Source organism: Priestia endophytica DSM 13796, from assembly GCF_900115845.1.
Taxonomy (GTDB): domain Bacteria; phylum Bacillota; class Bacilli; order Bacillales; family Bacillaceae_H; genus Bacillus_I; species Bacillus_I endophytica.
In genome coordinates this window covers 13,041-30,677 of sequence record NZ_FOXX01000025.1, presented here as the reverse complement: position 1 = coordinate 30,677, position 17,637 = coordinate 13,041, and the positions used below count along the sequence as shown (strand labels likewise).

Below are 17,637 nucleotides of genomic sequence, written 5' to 3'. Positions count from 1 at the left end.
AAAAAATAAAGCTAGAGATATTCTCTAGCTTTATTAGGTGAAATATTCAATTTTGGCGTTCGGAAAGTATTTATCAATATAAGATTCCAAATGCTCACGAAGCTCATGTTCTTCATCTTTAGAATAAATATATTTTCCAATTCCATATCTTCCCCACTTATAGCGACGACTTTCTTCATCCATTTCAAGCTTTGATTTTGGATAGTTTTTTTGAATAACTCGCTTTGCTGGCTTTGTAAAGCGATGCTGAATCATTTCAAAAGTGATGTCTTGTCGGGCACTTTCAGGCAACTGTGCATCAAGCTTTTCAAAAAGCGTCTTATACCCTTCCTCCCAGCCTTCATGAATATAAATAGGAGCAACAATAAATCCAAGCGGATATCCTGCTTCCGCCACTTTCCTCGCAGCCTCAATTCGATAATCAAGCGGTGATGTTCCAGGCTCGAAATTTTTAATAACATAATCAGCATTCACACTAAAACGAAATCTTGTACGCCCGTTATGATCTGCATCTAAAAGATGATCAACATGATGAAACTTTGTAACAAAACGCAGTCTTCCAAAATCCGTTTTCCCAAAATATTCAATAGCACGTTTAAGCGTATGTGTTAAGTGATCAATGCCGACAATGTCAGAAGTACATGAAGCTTCAAAACGGGTCATTTCAGGTGCTCTTTCCTCCATATACTTTCTTGCTTGATCAAAAATTTCGTCTGTATTTACATATGTTCGAATGTATGGTTTGCTTCCCATTGTTGTTTGTAAATAACAATAGTGACAGTGTCCCATACATCCTGTTGCAAAAGGTATTGCATATTCTGCTGATGGCTTTGATGTATCAAACTTTAACGTTTTTCTTACGCCAACAACAAGCGTTGATTTAGCATTACGATATTGCTGCAGATGATTTTTCCCTGGAATGTTTCTCACTTGATTATGTGAAGTTGTTTCTCTTATTTCAAGGCCCATCTTTTCAAACTTTTCTTTTAGCTCTACACCAAGAGGGTATTCAAGCGCTCTTGGTTCAATATATACAAGCTGTGGTACAAAAGGTTTTATCATCTCTGTAAATCCTTTCTCTGTTAGATACGGGCTTTAAAAGCATTCCTTTATATAGTAGAGAATCATTTTTTTAATCATACTGCTCATAATCAAAGATTTCGTTGTATGCCTGCTGCGCGTCTTGTTCCGTAGGGAAAAGAGCATCATCTTCACCAATGAGGTGATATGATTCATGAATAAAAAGAGCAACGTCGTTTTTATTTTCAGGGTGTTGTACAATCTCTGCTTTTTGAATGTTTGCTACTGTCGCAGCATGCGGATTGCGATAAATAACATACACGTCGTCTCCTTCGCGTATTTCTTTCGGATCAAGCGTATTCATTTTATCCCTTCTCTCGTTTAGATTTTAGGAACTACCCCATTTTTTTAGCGTCTCCCCCGCATACTGTTTTATGAACCGTCTAATGAATTAGCCAATGTTACCAAAAAAAACGCAGCATCTTTTAGATGCTACGTTTTTCACTATATATCATACATTTTGGCTTGATTTTTGCGCGTTTTTCAACCGGTTTGCAAAGACATCTTTCGTTTGAGTAGAGCGATTGTCTGCTTCTCTTTCTTCCCATAGAACTAAAAGGCGACGATAATAAACATACCCACCTAAACTAAGCAGAAACAACAAAATGGTTAAAACCATTACAAAATCAAAATCCACAATCGATCATTCTCCTTTTCACAGTGTCTACCACATTAACGAAAAAGGTAAGAGCAAAGTTTCATTTTTTACATTACAGTTGTTTAACAAACGTGTGACGACTTTCATCATAATTTAAAAGTGCACTATCCTGATCTTGAAACCGCTCATTTTCAACGTTCGTGGACACAATAATTTTCTTACAACCTTTTTGCTTTGCCCATGTTTGCAAATAAACAAACAAAGCATCTATATATAAATCAATCTCCTCATTCCCATAAAGAAGCTCGCTAATGTACAAATGTTTTCCGTCGCAAAAGTTGGTATGAATGCTCCCCCCAACAATAACCACCATCTTTTGCTTCACAGAAAGCGAAAAGAATTGATGACCTTCTGCATTCATAACCGTTGCTTGCTGAATAAATTGATCACGATCTAATTCCCCATCAAGACGTTTTAGAAAATGAAAAACTTGAAACCATTCCTCCGTGCTGCTTAGTTGCTTAATTTCATAATTGTCCATTGTTATACTCCCATCATCAGTAGAGCCGTCATGCTTGAAGTTGTTCGCATGATGTTTACACGTAAGTTGCAAAACAGCTTTACTGACTATTTTCCATTTTTGACATTATTTTTATTTTTAAGACATTAAAAAGTTAAAAAAATAACCCTACTATAATATTCAAGTTATACTCATCTTTTTTGGGGGTTATTTCACTTGAAAATAAATTTTTAGTGGATGCATCTCCCTTCTTCCTTAAAAGTTGACGAATTTTTATAGCAGTGCTTTAATAATGATGAATCTACATTAAAAAAGTGAGTTACTGGAAATTTCCATATGACAAGGAGCTTTTAACAATGTTACCTAGTAAGGAAACACTACAATTTTTAATGCCATATAAGTTTGCTGTTGACGAACTTAAAACTAAACTAAAGATCATCCAGCAGGAGGCTTATTTTTCACTTGAACACAATCCAATTGAACATATGAAGTTTCGGGTTAAAAGCCCGGAAAGCATGACAAAAAAGTTAAAAAGAAAAGGTGCGGCTGCAACGTTAACAAGTGCAAAAAATGTTTTAAATGATATTGTTGGCGCTCGCATTGTATGTTGTTTTGAAGAAGATATTTACTTTTTACGCGACTTATTTTATTCACGTCCTGATCTAACTGTAGTTGAAGAAAAAGACTATATTAAAGAACCAAAATCAAACGGCTATAGAAGTCTACACTTAATTGTGGAAGTACCTGTTGTAATGCATGAAAAAACAGAAATGGTTAGAGCAGAGATTCAAATTCGTACTATTGCAATGGATTTTTGGGCAAGTGTTGAGCATAAAATTTTCTATAAATACGACCGAGAAATCCCTAGTCATTTAAAAGAAGAATTATCAGAAGCTGCCTCTGCTGCTAACGAACTAGATTTGAAAATGGCTAAAGTTCGAAAAGAAATTCAAAATATCGAAAATGCGTATGATTCGATGATTATGCACTAGATCATTCTTCTTTAAATATGACGATTCTTCAAAAAATAAGGACTATCAGTTGCTCTCTATCTCTTAATAAGCTACGATAAAAGAAAGAACGTATTTAACGAGGTGGACAAGGTGAATCTAAAAAAAATCGCGCAATTTTTTTTAATCGCGATTGCAGCAACAGTTTTTGGCTCTTTCATTGTACTTATACTTGTACGAGCCCTTGTTGGTCTGTTTTAAAATATAATAAAAAAAGCTGACAACTGGGTTGTCAGCTTTTTCTTCTTTTATAATACTTTCACATAAAATGTGCGCGTTCTTGGACCATCGTATTCACAAAAATAAATTCCTTGCCAAATTCCAAGAAGAAGATCTCCTTCTGTAACGATAATGTGTTGCGAAGGACCAACTGTGCTTACTTTTAAATGAGCTGCTGTGTTACCTTCCATATGACGATCTTCTTTATGTTCCCACGGATAAACTTCATCAAAGCGCCGAATCATATCTTTTTTCACGTCTGGATCTGCGTTTTCATTAATTGTAATCCCTGCTGTTGTATGTGGAGAATATACAAGAACTGCTCCTTCTTCCACATTCGCCTCCTTTACAACACTACGTACTTTGTCTGTTACATCAATCATTTCATCTCTTTTTTTCGTTTCTACCGTAAACTTTTTCAACATGAAATACTTTCTCCTTTTTTTCCTTTTATTTTCTAGAATTTCTGCTACACTTTTTACTAGAACCGATTGTTCTTACAAGTACTATAACCGATTTCACAAAAGAGAAACAGCTTGATTCTAATCGAATTTTAGGAGGCACATAGATTTGGGAAAAGCAAGTCGTACAATTATTTTTGATATTCTATTTTACATTGCTGTTCCATGGCTAATTTGGAAATATGGCCGTGAGAGCCTTGGTGACTATTATGCAATGCTTCTATCAACAGGACCTGGTATTCTTTATACGCTTTATCGCTTCGGGCGAGACAAGCAGTTTAATGTCACAGGGCTGTTTATTTTAACAACGATGATTTCAAGCACCGCTGTTGATCTTTTATCAGGCTCTGCTGAAGCAATGCTCGTTAATAGCGTATATGTTTCTGCTGTTATTGGCGTCTTTTTCCTTTTTACCACATTTACAAAAAGACCGTTTGCTATGTATTTTTTTGTTGATGGCTATCAGCTAATGGGTTATGATCGTCAACAAACACTTGCAGCTTGTCTGCACCCTTCTATTCTAAAAGGATTCCAAATTTGCACAGGAATCATGGCGCTTCGTCAGTTCGCTACAAGCGGTGTGAAGTGGTATTTAATCGGAAAGTATGGTGTTGATGGATACGACAAAATGCTTGTTGTAATGCGTGTAACAGGCTGGATTTTCTCAGGAGTTGTAACGGTTGCTCTCATTATTGTGGCAAGCAAGCTTGGCAATATGCTTCCACATGAAGAAGATGAAAATGAAAAGGATGAAGATCAAAACCCACCACCCTCTTCTGACCATAAACTAATCTAAAAAGCATCCTGCATAATGGCAGGATGCTTTTTTTCGGTTTTAAGAGGAAAATAGCTTACGATATGGAATGACTTACAAGAGATAAAAACGTGAGGTGAGAAAGTATGAAAAAAGCATTTATTTTTATCATTCTTTTTCTATTGATTGGAATTGGATTTCTATTTTCTGTACGAGAATCTGATGTTTTTGCCCAATTTCCTATTCCAAGAACAGCTGAAAAAGATGCGAAGATATCTCATGACTCCTCTGTTGAAAAGTATGCTAGATATAGCTGGCCGAAAATAAAGAAAGATGAACCAATCCCTTCCTCTTATAAAACGTTAATTACAATGTGGGGATGGAAAGAGAAAGAACAACAAGACCGTAAAGAAATGACAGTGTTTAAAAAGGATGAAAAAGAGATTCGCTTTTTTACACACGATGGCTTCTTTATCCTAGTCACAACAAAATAAAGCTTTTCATAAAAAAACAGGATGCGCTCGCACCCTGTTTTTTTGAATTAGAATTTTGCTTGATAGTTTTCAAGTTCCCAGCCGTGAACAGCTAAACGGTAGCTATCCCACTCGCCTTTTTTCAATGCAATATACTCTTCATATACGTGTGAACCTAACGTACGTTTTGCAAAATCACTATTTTGAAGTGCTTCTACTGCTTCTTTTAAGTCACCTGGTAAGCTGTCAATTCCAAGCTCAGCACGGCGCTCTTCTGTCATATGGAAAATATCTTCATTTACAGAATCAACAGGTTTTAAGCTACGTTCAATTCCATCAAGACCTGCTGCAGCAACTGCTGCAAACGCTAAGTAAGGATTTGCTGATGGATCTGGACAGCGAAGCTCAACACGTGTACCCATGCCTCTTGTTGATGGAATACGCACAAGTGCAGAACGGTTTGAAGCACTCCAAGCGATATAGCAAGGTGCTTCATATCCTGGAACAAGACGCTTATAAGAGTTTACAAGCGGGTTTGTAAGAGCAACAAAGTTTTTAATGTTGTCCATAAGGCCCCCAATGAAGCTATAAGCTGTCTCAGAAAGAGCATCTTCTCCTTGTGGATCAAAGAACGCATTTTCACCATCTTTGAAGAATGACATATTTACGTGCATACCAGAACCATTAATACCTGCTACTGGTTTTGGCATAAATGTCGCATGTAAACCAAATTTAGCAGCTACTGTTTTAACTACCCATTTATATGTTGTTGAACGGTCAGCTGCTGTTAGTGCATCTGCATATTTGAAGTTAATTTCATGTTGTCCTTCCGCTACTTCATGGTGTGATGCTTCAATTGTGAAGCCCATTGCTTTTAACGCACGGTAGATTTCTAAACGAACGCGTTCCCCAATGTCTTTTGGAGATGGCTCAAAATAGCCGCCATTGTCGTGAACCTGCACTGTTGGGTTTCCTTCTTCGTCTGTTTTGAAAAGGAAGAATTCAAGCTCTGGACCTACTGAAATTGTATATCCATGATCAGCAGCTTTTGCGATCGTGTTTTTTAAAACATTGCGTGTATCTCCTTCAAAAAGAGTGCCGTCCGGGTTTGTTACGCTACAAAGGAAACGAGCTTCCGAATACCCTTCTTCAACAGACCATGGTAAAACAGCGAATGTCTGTAAATCTGGTTGAAGATAAAGATCAGATTTATTGATTGGTGAAAAACCTACAACAGATGAACCATCAAACATGCTTTTACCTTCCACAACGTCGTCTAACTTTTCAACTGGGACTGTAACATGCTTTAAAGTCCCTTCAAGATCGATGAATTGAAGATGAAGAAGTTCAACGTTTTTCTGGGAGATGATGTCTTTGATTTGTGATAAAACGTTCGTTTGCGGAGTTGCTTCTGTAATTGCTAATTGACTCATGTTATATAACCTCTCAATTTAATGTTATTTTTTCTTACACCGTTTATATTTATATTATATTCTGACTTTTTTATTTTTTCAAGGCTTTTTTCACAAATTTCCGACCCTTTTCCCTAAAACCCTTCCTCAATGTTAAGGATTCAACGACAAATTCTCGTATTCCTACGCTAAACAATTACAAAAAAACACGTTTCAAGGCGAAACGTGTTTTTTTAAAAGCGCTATCCTTAAGGTTTCTGTCTTCTGCATCTTGAAATGGATGATTTAAAAAAGCTGCAGACTTTTCCGTGCTCGAAACCTTCTTTCATAATTTTCTTCTATTATATCATAAATTTGAAAAGAAAAAAGAGAGCTTATTCGCTCTCTTTTTTCTTTTCAAATGATGTTGTTAACGTAACGTCAGGATATTTATCTTGGAAAAGACGGAACACAAAGTCATTTTCAAAAAGTAAAACAGAATGTCCATCACGGTCAAGAACATGAAGAACACGGGAATCAAGCATACGGTCTTGGATTTGCTCTTTTGGAATCCAACGTGCAATATGATGATTCATATACTGGAATTCAAGATCTACTCCATATTCCCCTTTCATTCTATGTTCGAAAACCTGGAACTGGAGTTCTCCAACGGCTCCTAAAATATAGTCTTGGAAGAAAGGTGTTTTATAAAGCTGCACAGCTCCTTCTTGAACAAGCTGTGTTAAACCTTTTTCAAAATGTTTATGTTTCATCGCATTTTTTACACGAACTTTGCGGAACATTTCAGGTGGGAATTTTGGAAGTTCATCAAATTCAAATGTTTCGTTTCCACCAATAATGGTGTCGCCGATTTGATAGTTACCTGAATCGTAAATTCCAATAATGTCACCTGGAAAAGCTTTATCAACCGTTTCTCGACTTGATGCTAAAAATTGATGTGATTGAGCAAGCTTCATGCTACGTCCTGTTCTTGGAAGCGTTACTGTCATTCCACGCTCAAAAACCCCACTGCATACACGTACAAAGGCAATACGATCGCGGTGTGCTGGATTCATATTTGCTTGAATCTTAAAAATAAACCCTGAAAAGCTGTCATCTAGCGGACTTACTTCGCCTTTTGAAGCATGACGAGGCTGTGGTGGCAACGTTAGCGGTAAAAATGAATTAAAGAAAGATTGAACACCAAAGTTAGCAATAGCACTACCGAAAAACACAGGCGTTAGCTCACCGCGTTTTACTTTTTCAAGATTAAATTCATTTCCAGCTTCTTCAAGTAAGCTAATCTCGTCAATAAGCCCTGGAAGATATTCACTTCTCACATGCTCTTCTAACTCTTTTGTGACTGTTTTTCCATCAAAAGGAATGAACACGGATTCTTCGTTTCCACGATATACTTCAACCTGTTTTGTAAAACGATCATAAGTTCCTTGAAAAGCTTTCCCCATTCCAATTGGCCATGTTGCTGGATATGATTCAATTTCAAGTACTTCTTCGATTTCTTCTAACAGCTCAAGCGGATCTTTTCCTTCACGATCAAGCTTATTAATAAACGTTAGAATCGGGATTCCACGCATACGGCATACTTTAAAAAGTTTTAGTGTTTGAGCTTCAATTCCTTTTGTACCGTCAATGACCATCACTGCACTATCTACGGCCGTTAATGTTCGATACGTATCTTCACTAAAGTCTTCATGTCCTGGAGTATCTAATATGTTAATAAAATGATCACGATATGAGAACTGCATAACGCTTGATGTTACCGAAATTCCACGCTGCTTCTCAATTTCCATCCAGTCAGACGTCGCAAATTTACCTGATTTTTTACCTTTTACTGTTCCTGCTGAGCGAATCATTCCTCCAAGCAAAAGCAGCTTCTCTGTGAGCGTTGTTTTCCCAGCATCAGGGTGAGAAATAATAGCAAACGTGCGTCGGGACTCCACTTGCTCCTGTTGTATTGACATCTTTACTAACCTCATTTCTATCTCAAAAAGTTCTCTTTTTATATCATCTTTGAAAAATAACTGCTTTATTATCTTAACACTTTGAACCGTAGTTTTCCTCTTTTTTTCTTAAAAAACCTCTTATGTCAGTTTCAATTTTCTAAACTTCACACTTTGGAATATGTTGTAAAAGCATGTGATGGCGCATTGTTCGATTTAAGCTAGGAAATACTTTTACTACGCTCCTCTACACCTTAAAAGAGCAATACTGTTAATGGATGTGTTTTTTATGTTTTCATCTTCACATTACCGAAAAGAACGAGTCTACTTTTTTATTGGACTGGCCCTTCTTCTCCTATATGTCTCTCCACTCTATATATTAGGAGAAGATGCGCACATTCGCGTTCATGATAATTTAGATTCCAATATTGCGTGGTACAAAGTACTTGCTGAAAGCGGTCAGCTTAAAGGACCTCTTCATGCTGTTATTCCTCAAGTTATGAATGGAATTGATCGAGGTTCTTTCGGCACAGAATGGAGCTTGATTGTTTGGCTTCACTATCTTTTCCCCTCTATGACGGCATATGCACTCAGCCAAACCATTACAAGAGTTGTAGCCTTCATTGGAATGTATCTTTTATTAAGAAAGCATTTTATTACAGAGGAAAAAGCCTCCTTTATTACAATTGGGGTTTCATTAGCTTTTGCACTTACCCCTTTCTGGCCTTCTGGTATGTTAAGTACGCTTGGGCATCCACTTGCACTTTGGGCTTTTTTGAACATTCGAAACAGAGATTCGTCATGGAAAGAGTGGCTTACACTTGCTCTTATTCCTTTCTATTCAAGTATTGTACTTGGCTTTTTCTTTCTGCTTGTAGCTGTATTTCTCCTGTGGCTTTATGATGGAATTTTTAAAAAGCGGTGGAATGTGATGTTTCTTTTAAGCATCGCCTTTATGACACTCATTTATTTACTTATTGAATACAGGCTTATCTATTCACTTCTTATTCCACATGAAATATCGCACAGAAGTGAATTCATCTCTTCAAGACACGTTTTTGCTCAATCATTTCGACTATCATTTAAAAATTTCATTTTTGGTCACACACATGTGCATACAATGCATACCGCTATTATATTGCCAATTTTGTTTCTTGCTTCGTTTCTTGTAATTGTCTGTAATAAGCTTAAACAGAACGCAACTTTTCTTTTTCTTTTCTTCTTAAGTTACGTTCTATCTCTTTGGTATGCTCTTTGGTTCAATAAAATGTGGATTCCCTTAAAGTCACACATTGATTTGCTTAATACATTTAACTTTGCACGTTTTCATTTTCTGCGTCCTCTTGTGATTTACGTAAGTTTCGCTCTTGCTTGTTATATTTTGTATCGAATGAATTCGTTTTTTAAAGCACTTTCATTGTTGGCGGTAGCAGCTCAAATTATCGTGCTTGCACCTTTTAATGAAGAATTTTTGTACGGTTCTTATTATCATCCTCCATCGTTCCGGGAGTTTTATGCCGAAAAACAGTTTCAAGATATAAAGGAGCATATTAATTTACCTCAAAGCGCTTACCGAGTCGCAAGCATTGGTATTCATCCAGCTATTGCACAATACAACGGTTTTTATACGCTTGATTCATACAGCAATGTTTATCCACTTTCTTATAAGTATCAATTTCGTAAAATCATTGCTTCTGAGCTTGATAAGGATGACAAAATTAGAACATATTTTGATGAATGGGGCAGTAGATGTTATATCTTTGTAGCTGAACTTGGGAAGAAATATGAGTTTCGAAAAGATTCTAAAAAGAAAATTAAAAACTTGGAGCTTAATACAGGTGCCTTTAAAGAAATGGGAGGGAAATATTTATTTTCTGCTCTTCCTATTTTAAATGCAAACGACAACAACCTTGAGCTTGTAAAAGTATTTGATCACAAAGAATCTGCTTGGAAAATTTATTTGTACGAAGCAAAATAATGAAGGAGGAAAAAAAGCAATGAGTGAAACCCCACTCTTAACTGTCGTTGTGCCTTGTTACAACGAAGAAGAAGTACTAGAAGATACGATGGAAAAACTTCATAACTTATTAGAAGAGCTTGTTAATGAGAAACTCGTTCACCCAAAGAGTAACCTCCTCTTTGTTGATGATGGAAGCTGTGACAAAACGTGGAGCATGATTGCTAAAGAAAGCGTACATCATCCTTGGATAAAAGGATTGAAACTCGCTCGCAATGTTGGCCATCAGAAAGCACTTATAGCAGGATTAGAAAAAGTAGCCGAAGTAGCAGACTGCGCCATTTCTATTGATGCTGACCTTCAAGATGACATTAAAGCAATTAAAGAGTTTTTAGTAAAGTTTCATGAAGGCTATGATATTGTTTATGGAGTAAGAAGAAGACGAACAACAGATACATTTTTCAAACGATCCACAGCTCTCGGTTTTTATCGATGTATGAACAAACTCGGTATTGAACTTATTTATAATCATGCTGATTTTCGTCTTATGAGCAAAAGAGCGTTAACAGAGCTTCGGCGTTATAAAGAAAAAAATTTGTTTCTTCGTGGTATCATCCCTCTTATTGGTCTCAACACTGCTGAAGTTTTTTATGACCGAAAAGAAAGACTTGCAGGTGAAAGCAAATATCCTCTTAAAAAAATGCTTTCATTTGCCTTTGACGGAATCACATCATTTAGCGTAAAACCTATTCGATTTATCACGTATATTGGATTCTTTTTGTTTCTTTTAAGCGGGTTTGCCTTTTTGTATGCTTTCGTCCAAAAGCTGCTTGGTTCTGCTGATTCTGGTTGGACGTCTATTATTGTCTCACTATGGTTTTTAGGCGGGTTAAATTTAATTGGAATTGGAGTTGTTGGAGAATATATTGGGAAAATATTCACAGAAGTAAAAGCTAGACCTCATTACGGGGTGGATATTGATTTGTATACAAGTTCGCTAACGGGTGAAAAAAGTGAAGGAATAGAACCTGCCGTCTTATTTAATGAAGAAAAATAACTCTTATAACAAGGCAATAAGCATGTTTCTCTTTTAGGACCATAAATATGATATAAAGTCCGGATTGGAAGGAGAGAACGTTATGCTTTTGCCTTCTTTTATTTATAATGTGAAAGGAAAAAACGATCATAAACATTACGTTTACTCTTTTTTTATTATTCTTTTTTCATATGTTATAGCAGGCACATTTCTTTATACTGTTGTGACTTCCTTCATCTTATCGCCTTCTTCAGCCGTATCGTTCGGGTTAAGTCACCTTTTTAATATCTGTTGGATTGCTGGACTATGGATTTCCGTAGCGAAAATTCATAAACGATCTTTCTTAACTCTTATAACAAATGAGCGTACATTTTGTTGGTACTTTTTCTACAGAAGCTTTTTCACTGTATTTTTTTTATTATTTTTATCGCAGCTTATCAACTTCTCTTTATTTCCTCATTTTTATATTTTACAGCACATAGAGTGGACAAGGTTTCTTTTCTTTGCTTTACTTTCTATTTCCCTCGTTCCCATGCAGGTTTTATCAGAAGAACTGTTTTTTAGAGGATTTCTTCTACAGTGGTGGGGAAAAGTCTGTTTCTCTCCACTTTGGCTTGCAATATGTTCCGGGCTATTTTTTGGTTCTCTCCACTTTATGAATCCTGAAATGAACGTTTCTTTCTTCCTTGTTGGGTTTCAGTACGTTTTTGTTGGCTTTATTCTAAGCTATATAACAATAAAAGCTAACCGCTCTGAACTAGCGATAGGCGCTCATACTGCGAACAACCTTTTTATCGCTTTATTTCTTGGGGATGTTCATAGTGTGCACGGACTTCTTCCTTCGCTATTTATTGTAGAAGATCAAAATGCTTTTTGGTCTTTATGTTTAACAATGTTTGTTTTCTTATCTTTCTATGTCTTCTCTTCTCGCTACTTCAATGAAAAAAGAGCGGCATAAGCGCCGCTCTTTTTTCATTAAAATGATACTGTTGTTGTTTGCTCTTTTCCATTGCGATAGTACGTAATGCTCATCTTCTTACCGTTTGACTCGTAAATACTGCGTCGAAGTTCTGCATCGCTTGAAATTTTGTCCCCATTTACTTTCGTGATTACATCGTACTGCTTCAACCCAGCTTTTTCGGCTAGAGATGAACCTTCTACCTCAATGATAACAACGCCTTCTTGAACACTATCCGGCAGTTTTAATGTTTCTGTTCTTCCAACAGGATTGACTTGAGAAAGATCCGCAATTCGCACACCTAATGTTGGGCGGTCCACTTTCCCATCCTGCTCTAAATCTTCAATAATTGGTTTCGCTACATTCATTGGAATAGCAAATCCAATTCCTTCTACTTCGTCTTGAGCAATTTTACTTGAGTTAATCCCAATCACTTGACCGTCAATATTTATAAGAGCTCCACCACTGTTTCCTGGGTTGATCGATGCATCTGTTTGAATAACTTCAGATTGCCAATCTTCTTGACCATCTCCATTTGTATCAACTGGAATCGTCCGGTTTGTACTACTAATAATTCCTTCTGTTACACTTCCCTCTAAGAAACCAAGTGGATTTCCGATTGCAATAGCTGGTTCACCTAACGTTAGCTTACTTGAGTCACCAAACTCTGCTACAGAGTTCACTTTGCTTCCATCAATACGAAGAACAGCTAAGTCTGTTAACTCATCAGATCCAATCACTTTTGCTTGCAAGCGCGTTCCTTCTGAAACTTGCACTTCAACTTGAGAAGCTCCTTCAACAACGTGATGATTTGTTACAATATAAGCATAATTACCGGACTTTTTATAAATAACCCCAGACCCTGCTCCTGTTTCTGTTGTGCCTTCAAAAAGTTGGTTGCCTTGGTATGTATAAATACCCACAACAGATTCCAATGCTTTATCAACCGCTTTTGTTGTATCACTTTTCACAGCAACGGCATTTTTAACAGGTAGCGAACTTGTGGTTGTTTGTGAGGAAGCTGTACTTGCTCTATCCTCGAGCAACCCAAATTCATCACTTGTCATAAAAAATACAGTAGCTGCACTTGATACAACGGCCACAATGATCATAATCAGAACTGTAAAAAACGGATTGCGTTTCTTTTGTGGGAGATACTGTTCTTTTGACTCAGAATCATCGTAATATCCCATAACAACGTCTCCTTTCATATTTACGACTCATTCGTAGTTTTGTATTTTTGGGTGTATATGGTTATGATAGCTGTGAACTTATTGTAGCAAAGCTCTATCGCAAAATCACGGTTTATGGTGTTCTTCACATAAATTCACACAAAGTCCCACAATTAGTTGACATAACAAAATGGCACGAACTAGTGTCCGCACCATTTTTTTATATGCCGTGTAAAAAGAAATTCATAAGAAAAAGTCCTGCAATAATATATAGCGGAACCGACACTTCTTTGTAGCGGCCAAGAACAAGCTTCATAAACGGATAAGCAACAAAGCCAAATGCCATTCCATCTACAATGCTATACGTAAATGGAATAATCACGATCACTAAAAACGCAGGAAATGCTTCTGAGAAATCCTTAAAGTTAATTCCCTTTACATTCTCAAGCATAAGTCCACCAATAATAATTAAAATTGGTGCAATAGCAGTGTTCGGAATAAGCGAAATGACCGGTAGAAAAAATAGAGCTACTAAAAACAGCAGTCCACTAACTAAAGATGTTAAACCAGTTCGGCCTCCTGCTGTTATACCTGAAGCAGCTTCTACAGTTGACACCGTTGGACTTGTTCCAAAAAGTCCCGAAAGCATGGAAGAAATCGCTGTTGCTCGAATAGACCGCTTATACTTCTCAGGTTTTCCAATCATCTCCGTTTGACCGTGAATAAGACCAATATTTTCAAAAACAAGTACCATTGCTAATGAAAAAACGGCAATCCAGAAAGCCACTGAAAAGATACCTTGAAATGAAAACTGAGCAAAGACGTCCAAATAATTCGAAAGCGATACGTCCGCTTGTTTCGGAGCTGCATTTTCCACCCCAAAGAAGTGACCGATTAAAGAACCTGCAATAATCGTTAACAAAAAGTTAGCTGGAACATTTCGAATGAACAATACGAGCGCAATAAGAAGTGTTACAACAGTTGCCAAAACTTCTGGACTGTGAAAGTCCCCAAGCGCTAATATAGCATTATTGCCACCAACAACAATCCCACCTTTTTCTAATCCAATAAGAGTTAGAAAAAGCCCTATTCCCACTGTGATAGCTTCTTTCAAGCCTTTTGGAATAGATTGTGAAAGAGTATGAGAAAGAGGCGTGAACGCAACGATTGTAAACAAGATGCCAGCAACAAAAACAGCTCCTAGCGCTTCTTGCCACGGCAACCCCATTCCTTGAACAATAGTATAGGAAAACAAAGCATTTACACCCATACCAGGAACAATAAGCAAAGGAGCATTGCCTAAAAAAGCGACAAGAAGACATCCGACGAAACAAGTAACGACTGTCGCCACTATCCCTGCTTGAAGCGGAATTCCTGCTTCTGACAAAATTAAAGCGTTCACAGCAATAATATACACGATTGTAAAAAACGAAATCATGCCTGCTAATACTTCTGTTTTTACGGTTGTACCATGTTCTGCGAGATGAAAGCGTCTTTCAAAAAATGGATGCACTTTCTTCGCACCTTCTTTTCCTAAAAACCCTCGACCCTACCCGTTAACAGTTTTAAACTGCAACAGTTTACATTTTAGCAACTTTCCTTTGTAATGACAACTGTTTTTAAACGCCGCTTGTATCTGTCACGTAGTCCATGAAAAAACAGGCGAATACTTCTGCTAACTTCCCATGTTGCACACTAGTTCATTGCCTCTTTTTCTTCAGGTTTTTTTTCTTATTATAGATTTACTACTAGCCAAGAAAGCTATACAGCTAATAAAAATAATCGAAAGCATGATCAATTGAAATGAAAAAAGAACTTTGTACACGATACAAAGCAAAAAAGAAAGAAAAAGACCTATTAGGAACGCTTGTTGTTTTCCTAATATAAGCAAGCAAATTTGCAGGAGGAGGCAGCTACTGAAAGAAAGAGGAATAGTCAAGAAGAAAGAGTGTTTCCACCATGAAAGAAGCGAATGCTTATCATGCAAATAAATACCGTAGTATAAAGAAGCTAGCATATGAAAAGTAAGCCAAAACGCAGCTACTCTAGCTAAGAACCGCTGCACTCTTTCTCCCTCCTTCCTCCTATATTAGTAGCTAGTATATGTAGAAAAGGTTGTTTTTCATTATGAAACAGTAAAAAAGCTGACGTAGACGTATAAACCTTTTATACTCCTACATCAGCTTTTTAAACGTTCTTAAAAGAAAATCGAAAATCCGATAAATAGCATGCCAACAAAAAGACTTCCATAGCTCAATTTTGTTCTAAATTTTTGATGCACTTCTTTTTCCGTAACAGAAGCTACATATTTTATAGAAGCTAGTGGGGCAAACCAAAGCAGTGAAGAAACTAAAATAAAGAGAATCCCAATTATAAGGATCATCTCCTCAACAAACGGCATGTTTCGTCCCTCCTTGTTCAATAAGAAATTCTTCTGTACTTCTTTATTATAACACGTCTCTACCTTGTTTTTATGATTCTTACCTTTTTCAAAAGTATTTAGGTATTTGTTTAGCTTTTTTTATAAAAACAGGCTTTTGATTCAGTATACTCGTCCATTCGTTTTGTTCTATTTCTCATATGATACTACTATACAAAGGAGGTGAAGGCGCTTATGTTCGAACGAAACTGCAACAAGAAAGCTAAAAGAAACGAAGCAACAAAAACCTTCTTTTTTGGTGGCAAAAGAAACAACCGTCAAAATAACAGCTGTTGCAGGGAAGATCGAAATATGGACGAAAACAACGATCTAAGTTTGAATCCACCTCTTATTTCAAAGATACTCACGTTTTGATCAGGAAGAAGAAAATTGCTTTTCAAACGAAATTTATTAATCAAATTATTAGGGAGCTGAATAGGCATGTACGAATTCGAATATGATTATGACAAGAAAAAAGATTGGAAAGATCACGAAAAAGACCGTAAGGATAAAGACTTCAAAAAAGTAAAATGTGTTTGTGAAGAAATCGAAGACCGTCACGACCATGATAAAGAGGATGACAAAGACGATTGCAAACGCCGTCGCAAGCATGATGACAAAGATGACTACAAATATGACTATAAACATGATGACAAAGATGACTACAAACATCGTCGCAAACATGATGACAAAGACGACTACAAATATGATGACAAAGACGACTACAAAAATCATCACAAACATGATGACTGTGATTGTAAAGATAAAGAGGACGACAAAAAAGACCGTCACCATCATTATGGCCGCAAAAAAATCGTTCTTAAAGGATACATGCACTTTAAAGATGAAGATTGTGGATGTAAAAGAAAACGCTACTAAAAGAAGACTCTTTTTATACTAGGTTACACCCTCCCCTTACCTTCTATAAAATTGTGCGGATATGAGAGGATAAGCAATTTGCTTATCCTCTTTCTGTGCAATTTTTATCCATTTCTGCTATTCTTAACTTGTACAGTATTATTTAAAAAGGAGAGGATTTTTAGTGTCTAAAAAAGTCTTAATTTTAACAGGGGACGCCGTTGAGGCTCTAGAAGTTTTTTACCCGTACTACCGCTGTCTTGAAGAAGGATTTGACGTAACTATTGCGGCTCCAGCTGTAAAGAAAATCAATACTGTTGTGCATGATTTTGAAGATTGGGATACATACACAGAGAAACAGGCCTACAAACTAGACTCCCATGCAGCTTTTTCAGATATTAAACCAGAAGAATACGATGGACTCATCATTCCAGGAGGACGTGCTCCTGAACATATTCGTATGAACGAATACGTTCCCTCTATTGTGGAACATTTCTTTCAAGAAGGAAAACCAATTGCAGCCATTTGTCATGCAAGTCTCGTTTTTACAGTCATTAATCGTGAGCTCTTAAAAAATAGAGAAATGTCTGCTTACATTGCATGCAAACCTGAAGTTGAAAGTGTTGGTGCAACTTATATTAACAAACCTTTACATGTTGACAACAACCTTGTCTCAGGTCATGCATGGCCTGATCTTCCTGCTGTTATGAAAGAGTTTATCGGACAGCTTCATAAATAAAGGGAAAGGACCGAAATATATTTCGGTCCTC

19 protein-coding genes are annotated in these 17,637 nt (G+C 36.7%); 9 read left to right on the top strand and 10 right to left on the bottom strand.

What is annotated here, in order from left to right; all coding sequences use genetic code 11:
• Positions 1-33: 33 nt before the first annotated feature.
• From splB to BM012_RS24305, 4 genes are all read right to left on the bottom strand, one after another.
• Positions 34-1,062, bottom strand: a complete 1,029-nt coding sequence (gene splB / locus BM012_RS24320; protein ID WP_061803902.1) for a spore photoproduct lyase — start codon at positions 1,060-1,062, stop codon at positions 34-36.
• A 70-nt stretch (positions 1,063-1,132) separates the two neighbouring features.
• Positions 1,133-1,384 (bottom strand): transcriptional regulator SplA domain-containing protein, encoded by a 252-nt coding sequence (locus BM012_RS24315; RefSeq protein ID WP_019393351.1) that lies wholly within the window; start codon positions 1,382-1,384, stop codon positions 1,133-1,135.
• Positions 1,385-1,531: 147 nt separating this feature from the next.
• Positions 1,532-1,717, bottom strand: a complete 186-nt coding sequence (locus BM012_RS24310; protein ID WP_019393350.1) for a hypothetical protein — start codon at positions 1,715-1,717, stop codon at positions 1,532-1,534.
• 73 nt (positions 1,718-1,790) lie between these two features.
• Positions 1,791-2,219, bottom strand: a complete 429-nt coding sequence (locus tag BM012_RS24305) for a hypothetical protein (protein WP_061803901.1) — start codon at positions 2,217-2,219, stop codon at positions 1,791-1,793.
• A gap of 335 nt (positions 2,220-2,554) precedes the next feature.
• Between BM012_RS24305 and BM012_RS24300 the strand changes: the two genes are divergently transcribed.
• Positions 2,555-3,190: a GTP pyrophosphokinase gene (locus BM012_RS24300; protein WP_061803900.1), complete on the top strand. Its 636-nt coding sequence runs from the start codon at positions 2,555-2,557 to the stop codon at positions 3,188-3,190.
• A 266-nt stretch (positions 3,191-3,456) separates the two neighbouring features.
• Here BM012_RS24300 and BM012_RS24295 read toward each other — a convergent pair whose 3' ends face one another.
• Positions 3,457-3,852 carry a secondary thiamine-phosphate synthase enzyme YjbQ gene (locus BM012_RS24295; RefSeq protein ID WP_061803899.1) on the bottom strand — a complete coding sequence of 132 codons (396 nt, stop codon included), beginning with the start codon at positions 3,850-3,852 and terminating at the stop codon, positions 3,457-3,459.
• Positions 3,853-3,997: 145 nt separating this feature from the next.
• Between BM012_RS24295 and BM012_RS24290 the strand changes: the two genes are divergently transcribed.
• Positions 3,998-4,684: a VC0807 family protein gene (locus BM012_RS24290; protein ID WP_061803898.1), complete on the top strand. Its 687-nt coding sequence runs from the start codon at positions 3,998-4,000 to the stop codon at positions 4,682-4,684.
• Between the two features lie 104 nt (positions 4,685-4,788).
• Positions 4,789-5,136 (top strand): hypothetical protein, encoded by a 348-nt coding sequence (locus BM012_RS24285; RefSeq protein WP_061803897.1) that lies wholly within the window; start codon positions 4,789-4,791, stop codon positions 5,134-5,136.
• A 47-nt stretch (positions 5,137-5,183) separates the two neighbouring features.
• Here BM012_RS24285 and glnA read toward each other — a convergent pair whose 3' ends face one another.
• Positions 5,184-6,548, bottom strand: coding sequence for a type I glutamate--ammonia ligase (gene glnA / locus BM012_RS24280; protein WP_061803896.1), 1,365 nt, complete (start codon positions 6,546-6,548; stop codon positions 5,184-5,186).
• Positions 6,549-6,901: 353 nt separating this feature from the next.
• Positions 6,902-8,488 (bottom strand): peptide chain release factor 3, encoded by a 1,587-nt coding sequence (locus BM012_RS24275; RefSeq protein ID WP_061803895.1) that lies wholly within the window; start codon positions 8,486-8,488, stop codon positions 6,902-6,904.
• A 253-nt stretch (positions 8,489-8,741) separates the two neighbouring features.
• Between BM012_RS24275 and BM012_RS24270 the strand changes: the two genes are divergently transcribed.
• The 3 genes from BM012_RS24270 to BM012_RS24260 all read left to right on the top strand — a co-directional run bounded on the left by BM012_RS24270 (position 8,742) and on the right by BM012_RS24260 (position 12,418).
• Complete coding sequence (locus tag BM012_RS24270) at positions 8,742-10,445, top strand: DUF6044 family protein (protein ID WP_061803894.1); 1,704 nt, start codon at positions 8,742-8,744, stop codon at positions 10,443-10,445.
• 19 nt (positions 10,446-10,464) lie between these two features.
• Positions 10,465-11,481 carry a glycosyltransferase family 2 protein gene (locus BM012_RS24265; protein WP_061803893.1) on the top strand — a complete coding sequence of 339 codons (1,017 nt, stop codon included), beginning with the start codon at positions 10,465-10,467 and terminating at the stop codon, positions 11,479-11,481.
• A gap of 82 nt (positions 11,482-11,563) precedes the next feature.
• Positions 11,564-12,418, top strand: coding sequence for a CPBP family intramembrane glutamic endopeptidase (locus BM012_RS24260; RefSeq protein ID WP_061803892.1), 855 nt, complete (start codon positions 11,564-11,566; stop codon positions 12,416-12,418).
• Between the two features lie 17 nt (positions 12,419-12,435).
• Here the strand turns inward: BM012_RS24260 and BM012_RS24255 are convergent, their stop codons facing one another.
• From BM012_RS24255 to BM012_RS24240, 3 genes are all read right to left on the bottom strand, one after another.
• On the bottom strand, positions 12,436-13,611 hold the full coding sequence (locus BM012_RS24255; protein WP_061803891.1) for a S1C family serine protease: 1,176 nt from the start codon (positions 13,609-13,611) through the stop codon (positions 12,436-12,438).
• A gap of 199 nt (positions 13,612-13,810) precedes the next feature.
• Positions 13,811-15,103 (bottom strand): NCS2 family permease, encoded by a 1,293-nt coding sequence (locus tag BM012_RS24250; protein WP_061803890.1) that lies wholly within the window; start codon positions 15,101-15,103, stop codon positions 13,811-13,813.
• Positions 15,104-15,787: 684 nt separating this feature from the next.
• Positions 15,788-15,991, bottom strand: a complete 204-nt coding sequence (locus BM012_RS24240; RefSeq protein WP_061803888.1) for a hypothetical protein — start codon at positions 15,989-15,991, stop codon at positions 15,788-15,790.
• Between the two features lie 213 nt (positions 15,992-16,204).
• On the opposite strand from BM012_RS24240, the gene BM012_RS24235 reads away from it, so the two are divergent.
• The 3 genes from BM012_RS24235 to BM012_RS24225 all read left to right on the top strand — a co-directional run bounded on the left by BM012_RS24235 (position 16,205) and on the right by BM012_RS24225 (position 17,606).
• Entirely contained in the window at positions 16,205-16,384 is a 180-nt protein-coding gene (locus BM012_RS24235) for a hypothetical protein (protein WP_061803887.1), read from the top strand.
• 66 nt (positions 16,385-16,450) lie between these two features.
• On the top strand, positions 16,451-16,888 hold the full coding sequence (locus tag BM012_RS24230) for a hypothetical protein (protein ID WP_061803886.1): 438 nt from the start codon (positions 16,451-16,453) through the stop codon (positions 16,886-16,888).
• 163 nt (positions 16,889-17,051) lie between these two features.
• Positions 17,052-17,606, top strand: coding sequence for a DJ-1/PfpI family protein (locus BM012_RS24225; protein WP_061803885.1), 555 nt, complete (start codon positions 17,052-17,054; stop codon positions 17,604-17,606).
• Positions 17,607-17,637 lie beyond the last annotated feature (31 nt).

Coding starts and splice junctions, on each gene's coding strand:
- glnA (WP_061803896.1), bottom strand. CDS start 6,548: ATGAGTCAATTAGCAATTACAGAAGCAACTCCGCAAACGAACGTTTTA.
- BM012_RS24265 (WP_061803893.1), top strand. CDS start 10,465: ATGAGTGAAACCCCACTCTTAACTGTCGTTGTGCCTTGTTACAACGAA.
- BM012_RS24300 (WP_061803900.1), top strand. CDS start 2,555: ATGTTACCTAGTAAGGAAACACTACAATTTTTAATGCCATATAAGTTT.
- BM012_RS24315 (WP_019393351.1), bottom strand. CDS start 1,384: ATGAATACGCTTGATCCGAAAGAAATACGCGAAGGAGACGACGTGTAT.
- splB (WP_061803902.1), bottom strand. CDS start 1,062: ATGATAAAACCTTTTGTACCACAGCTTGTATATATTGAACCAAGAGCG.
- BM012_RS24270 (WP_061803894.1), top strand. CDS start 8,742: ATGGATGTGTTTTTTATGTTTTCATCTTCACATTACCGAAAAGAACGA.
- BM012_RS24235 (WP_061803887.1), top strand. CDS start 16,205: ATGTTCGAACGAAACTGCAACAAGAAAGCTAAAAGAAACGAAGCAACA.
- BM012_RS24230 (WP_061803886.1), top strand. CDS start 16,451: ATGTACGAATTCGAATATGATTATGACAAGAAAAAAGATTGGAAAGAT.
- BM012_RS24305 (WP_061803901.1), bottom strand. CDS start 2,219: ATGGACAATTATGAAATTAAGCAACTAAGCAGCACGGAGGAATGGTTT.
- BM012_RS24260 (WP_061803892.1), top strand. CDS start 11,564: ATGCTTTTGCCTTCTTTTATTTATAATGTGAAAGGAAAAAACGATCAT.
- BM012_RS24240 (WP_061803888.1), bottom strand. CDS start 15,991: ATGCCGTTTGTTGAGGAGATGATCCTTATAATTGGGATTCTCTTTATT.
- BM012_RS24275 (WP_061803895.1), bottom strand. CDS start 8,488: ATGTCAATACAACAGGAGCAAGTGGAGTCCCGACGCACGTTTGCTATT.
- BM012_RS24255 (WP_061803891.1), bottom strand. CDS start 13,611: ATGGGATATTACGATGATTCTGAGTCAAAAGAACAGTATCTCCCACAA.
- BM012_RS24295 (WP_061803899.1), bottom strand. CDS start 3,852: ATGTTGAAAAAGTTTACGGTAGAAACGAAAAAAAGAGATGAAATGATT.
- BM012_RS24285 (WP_061803897.1), top strand. CDS start 4,789: ATGAAAAAAGCATTTATTTTTATCATTCTTTTTCTATTGATTGGAATT.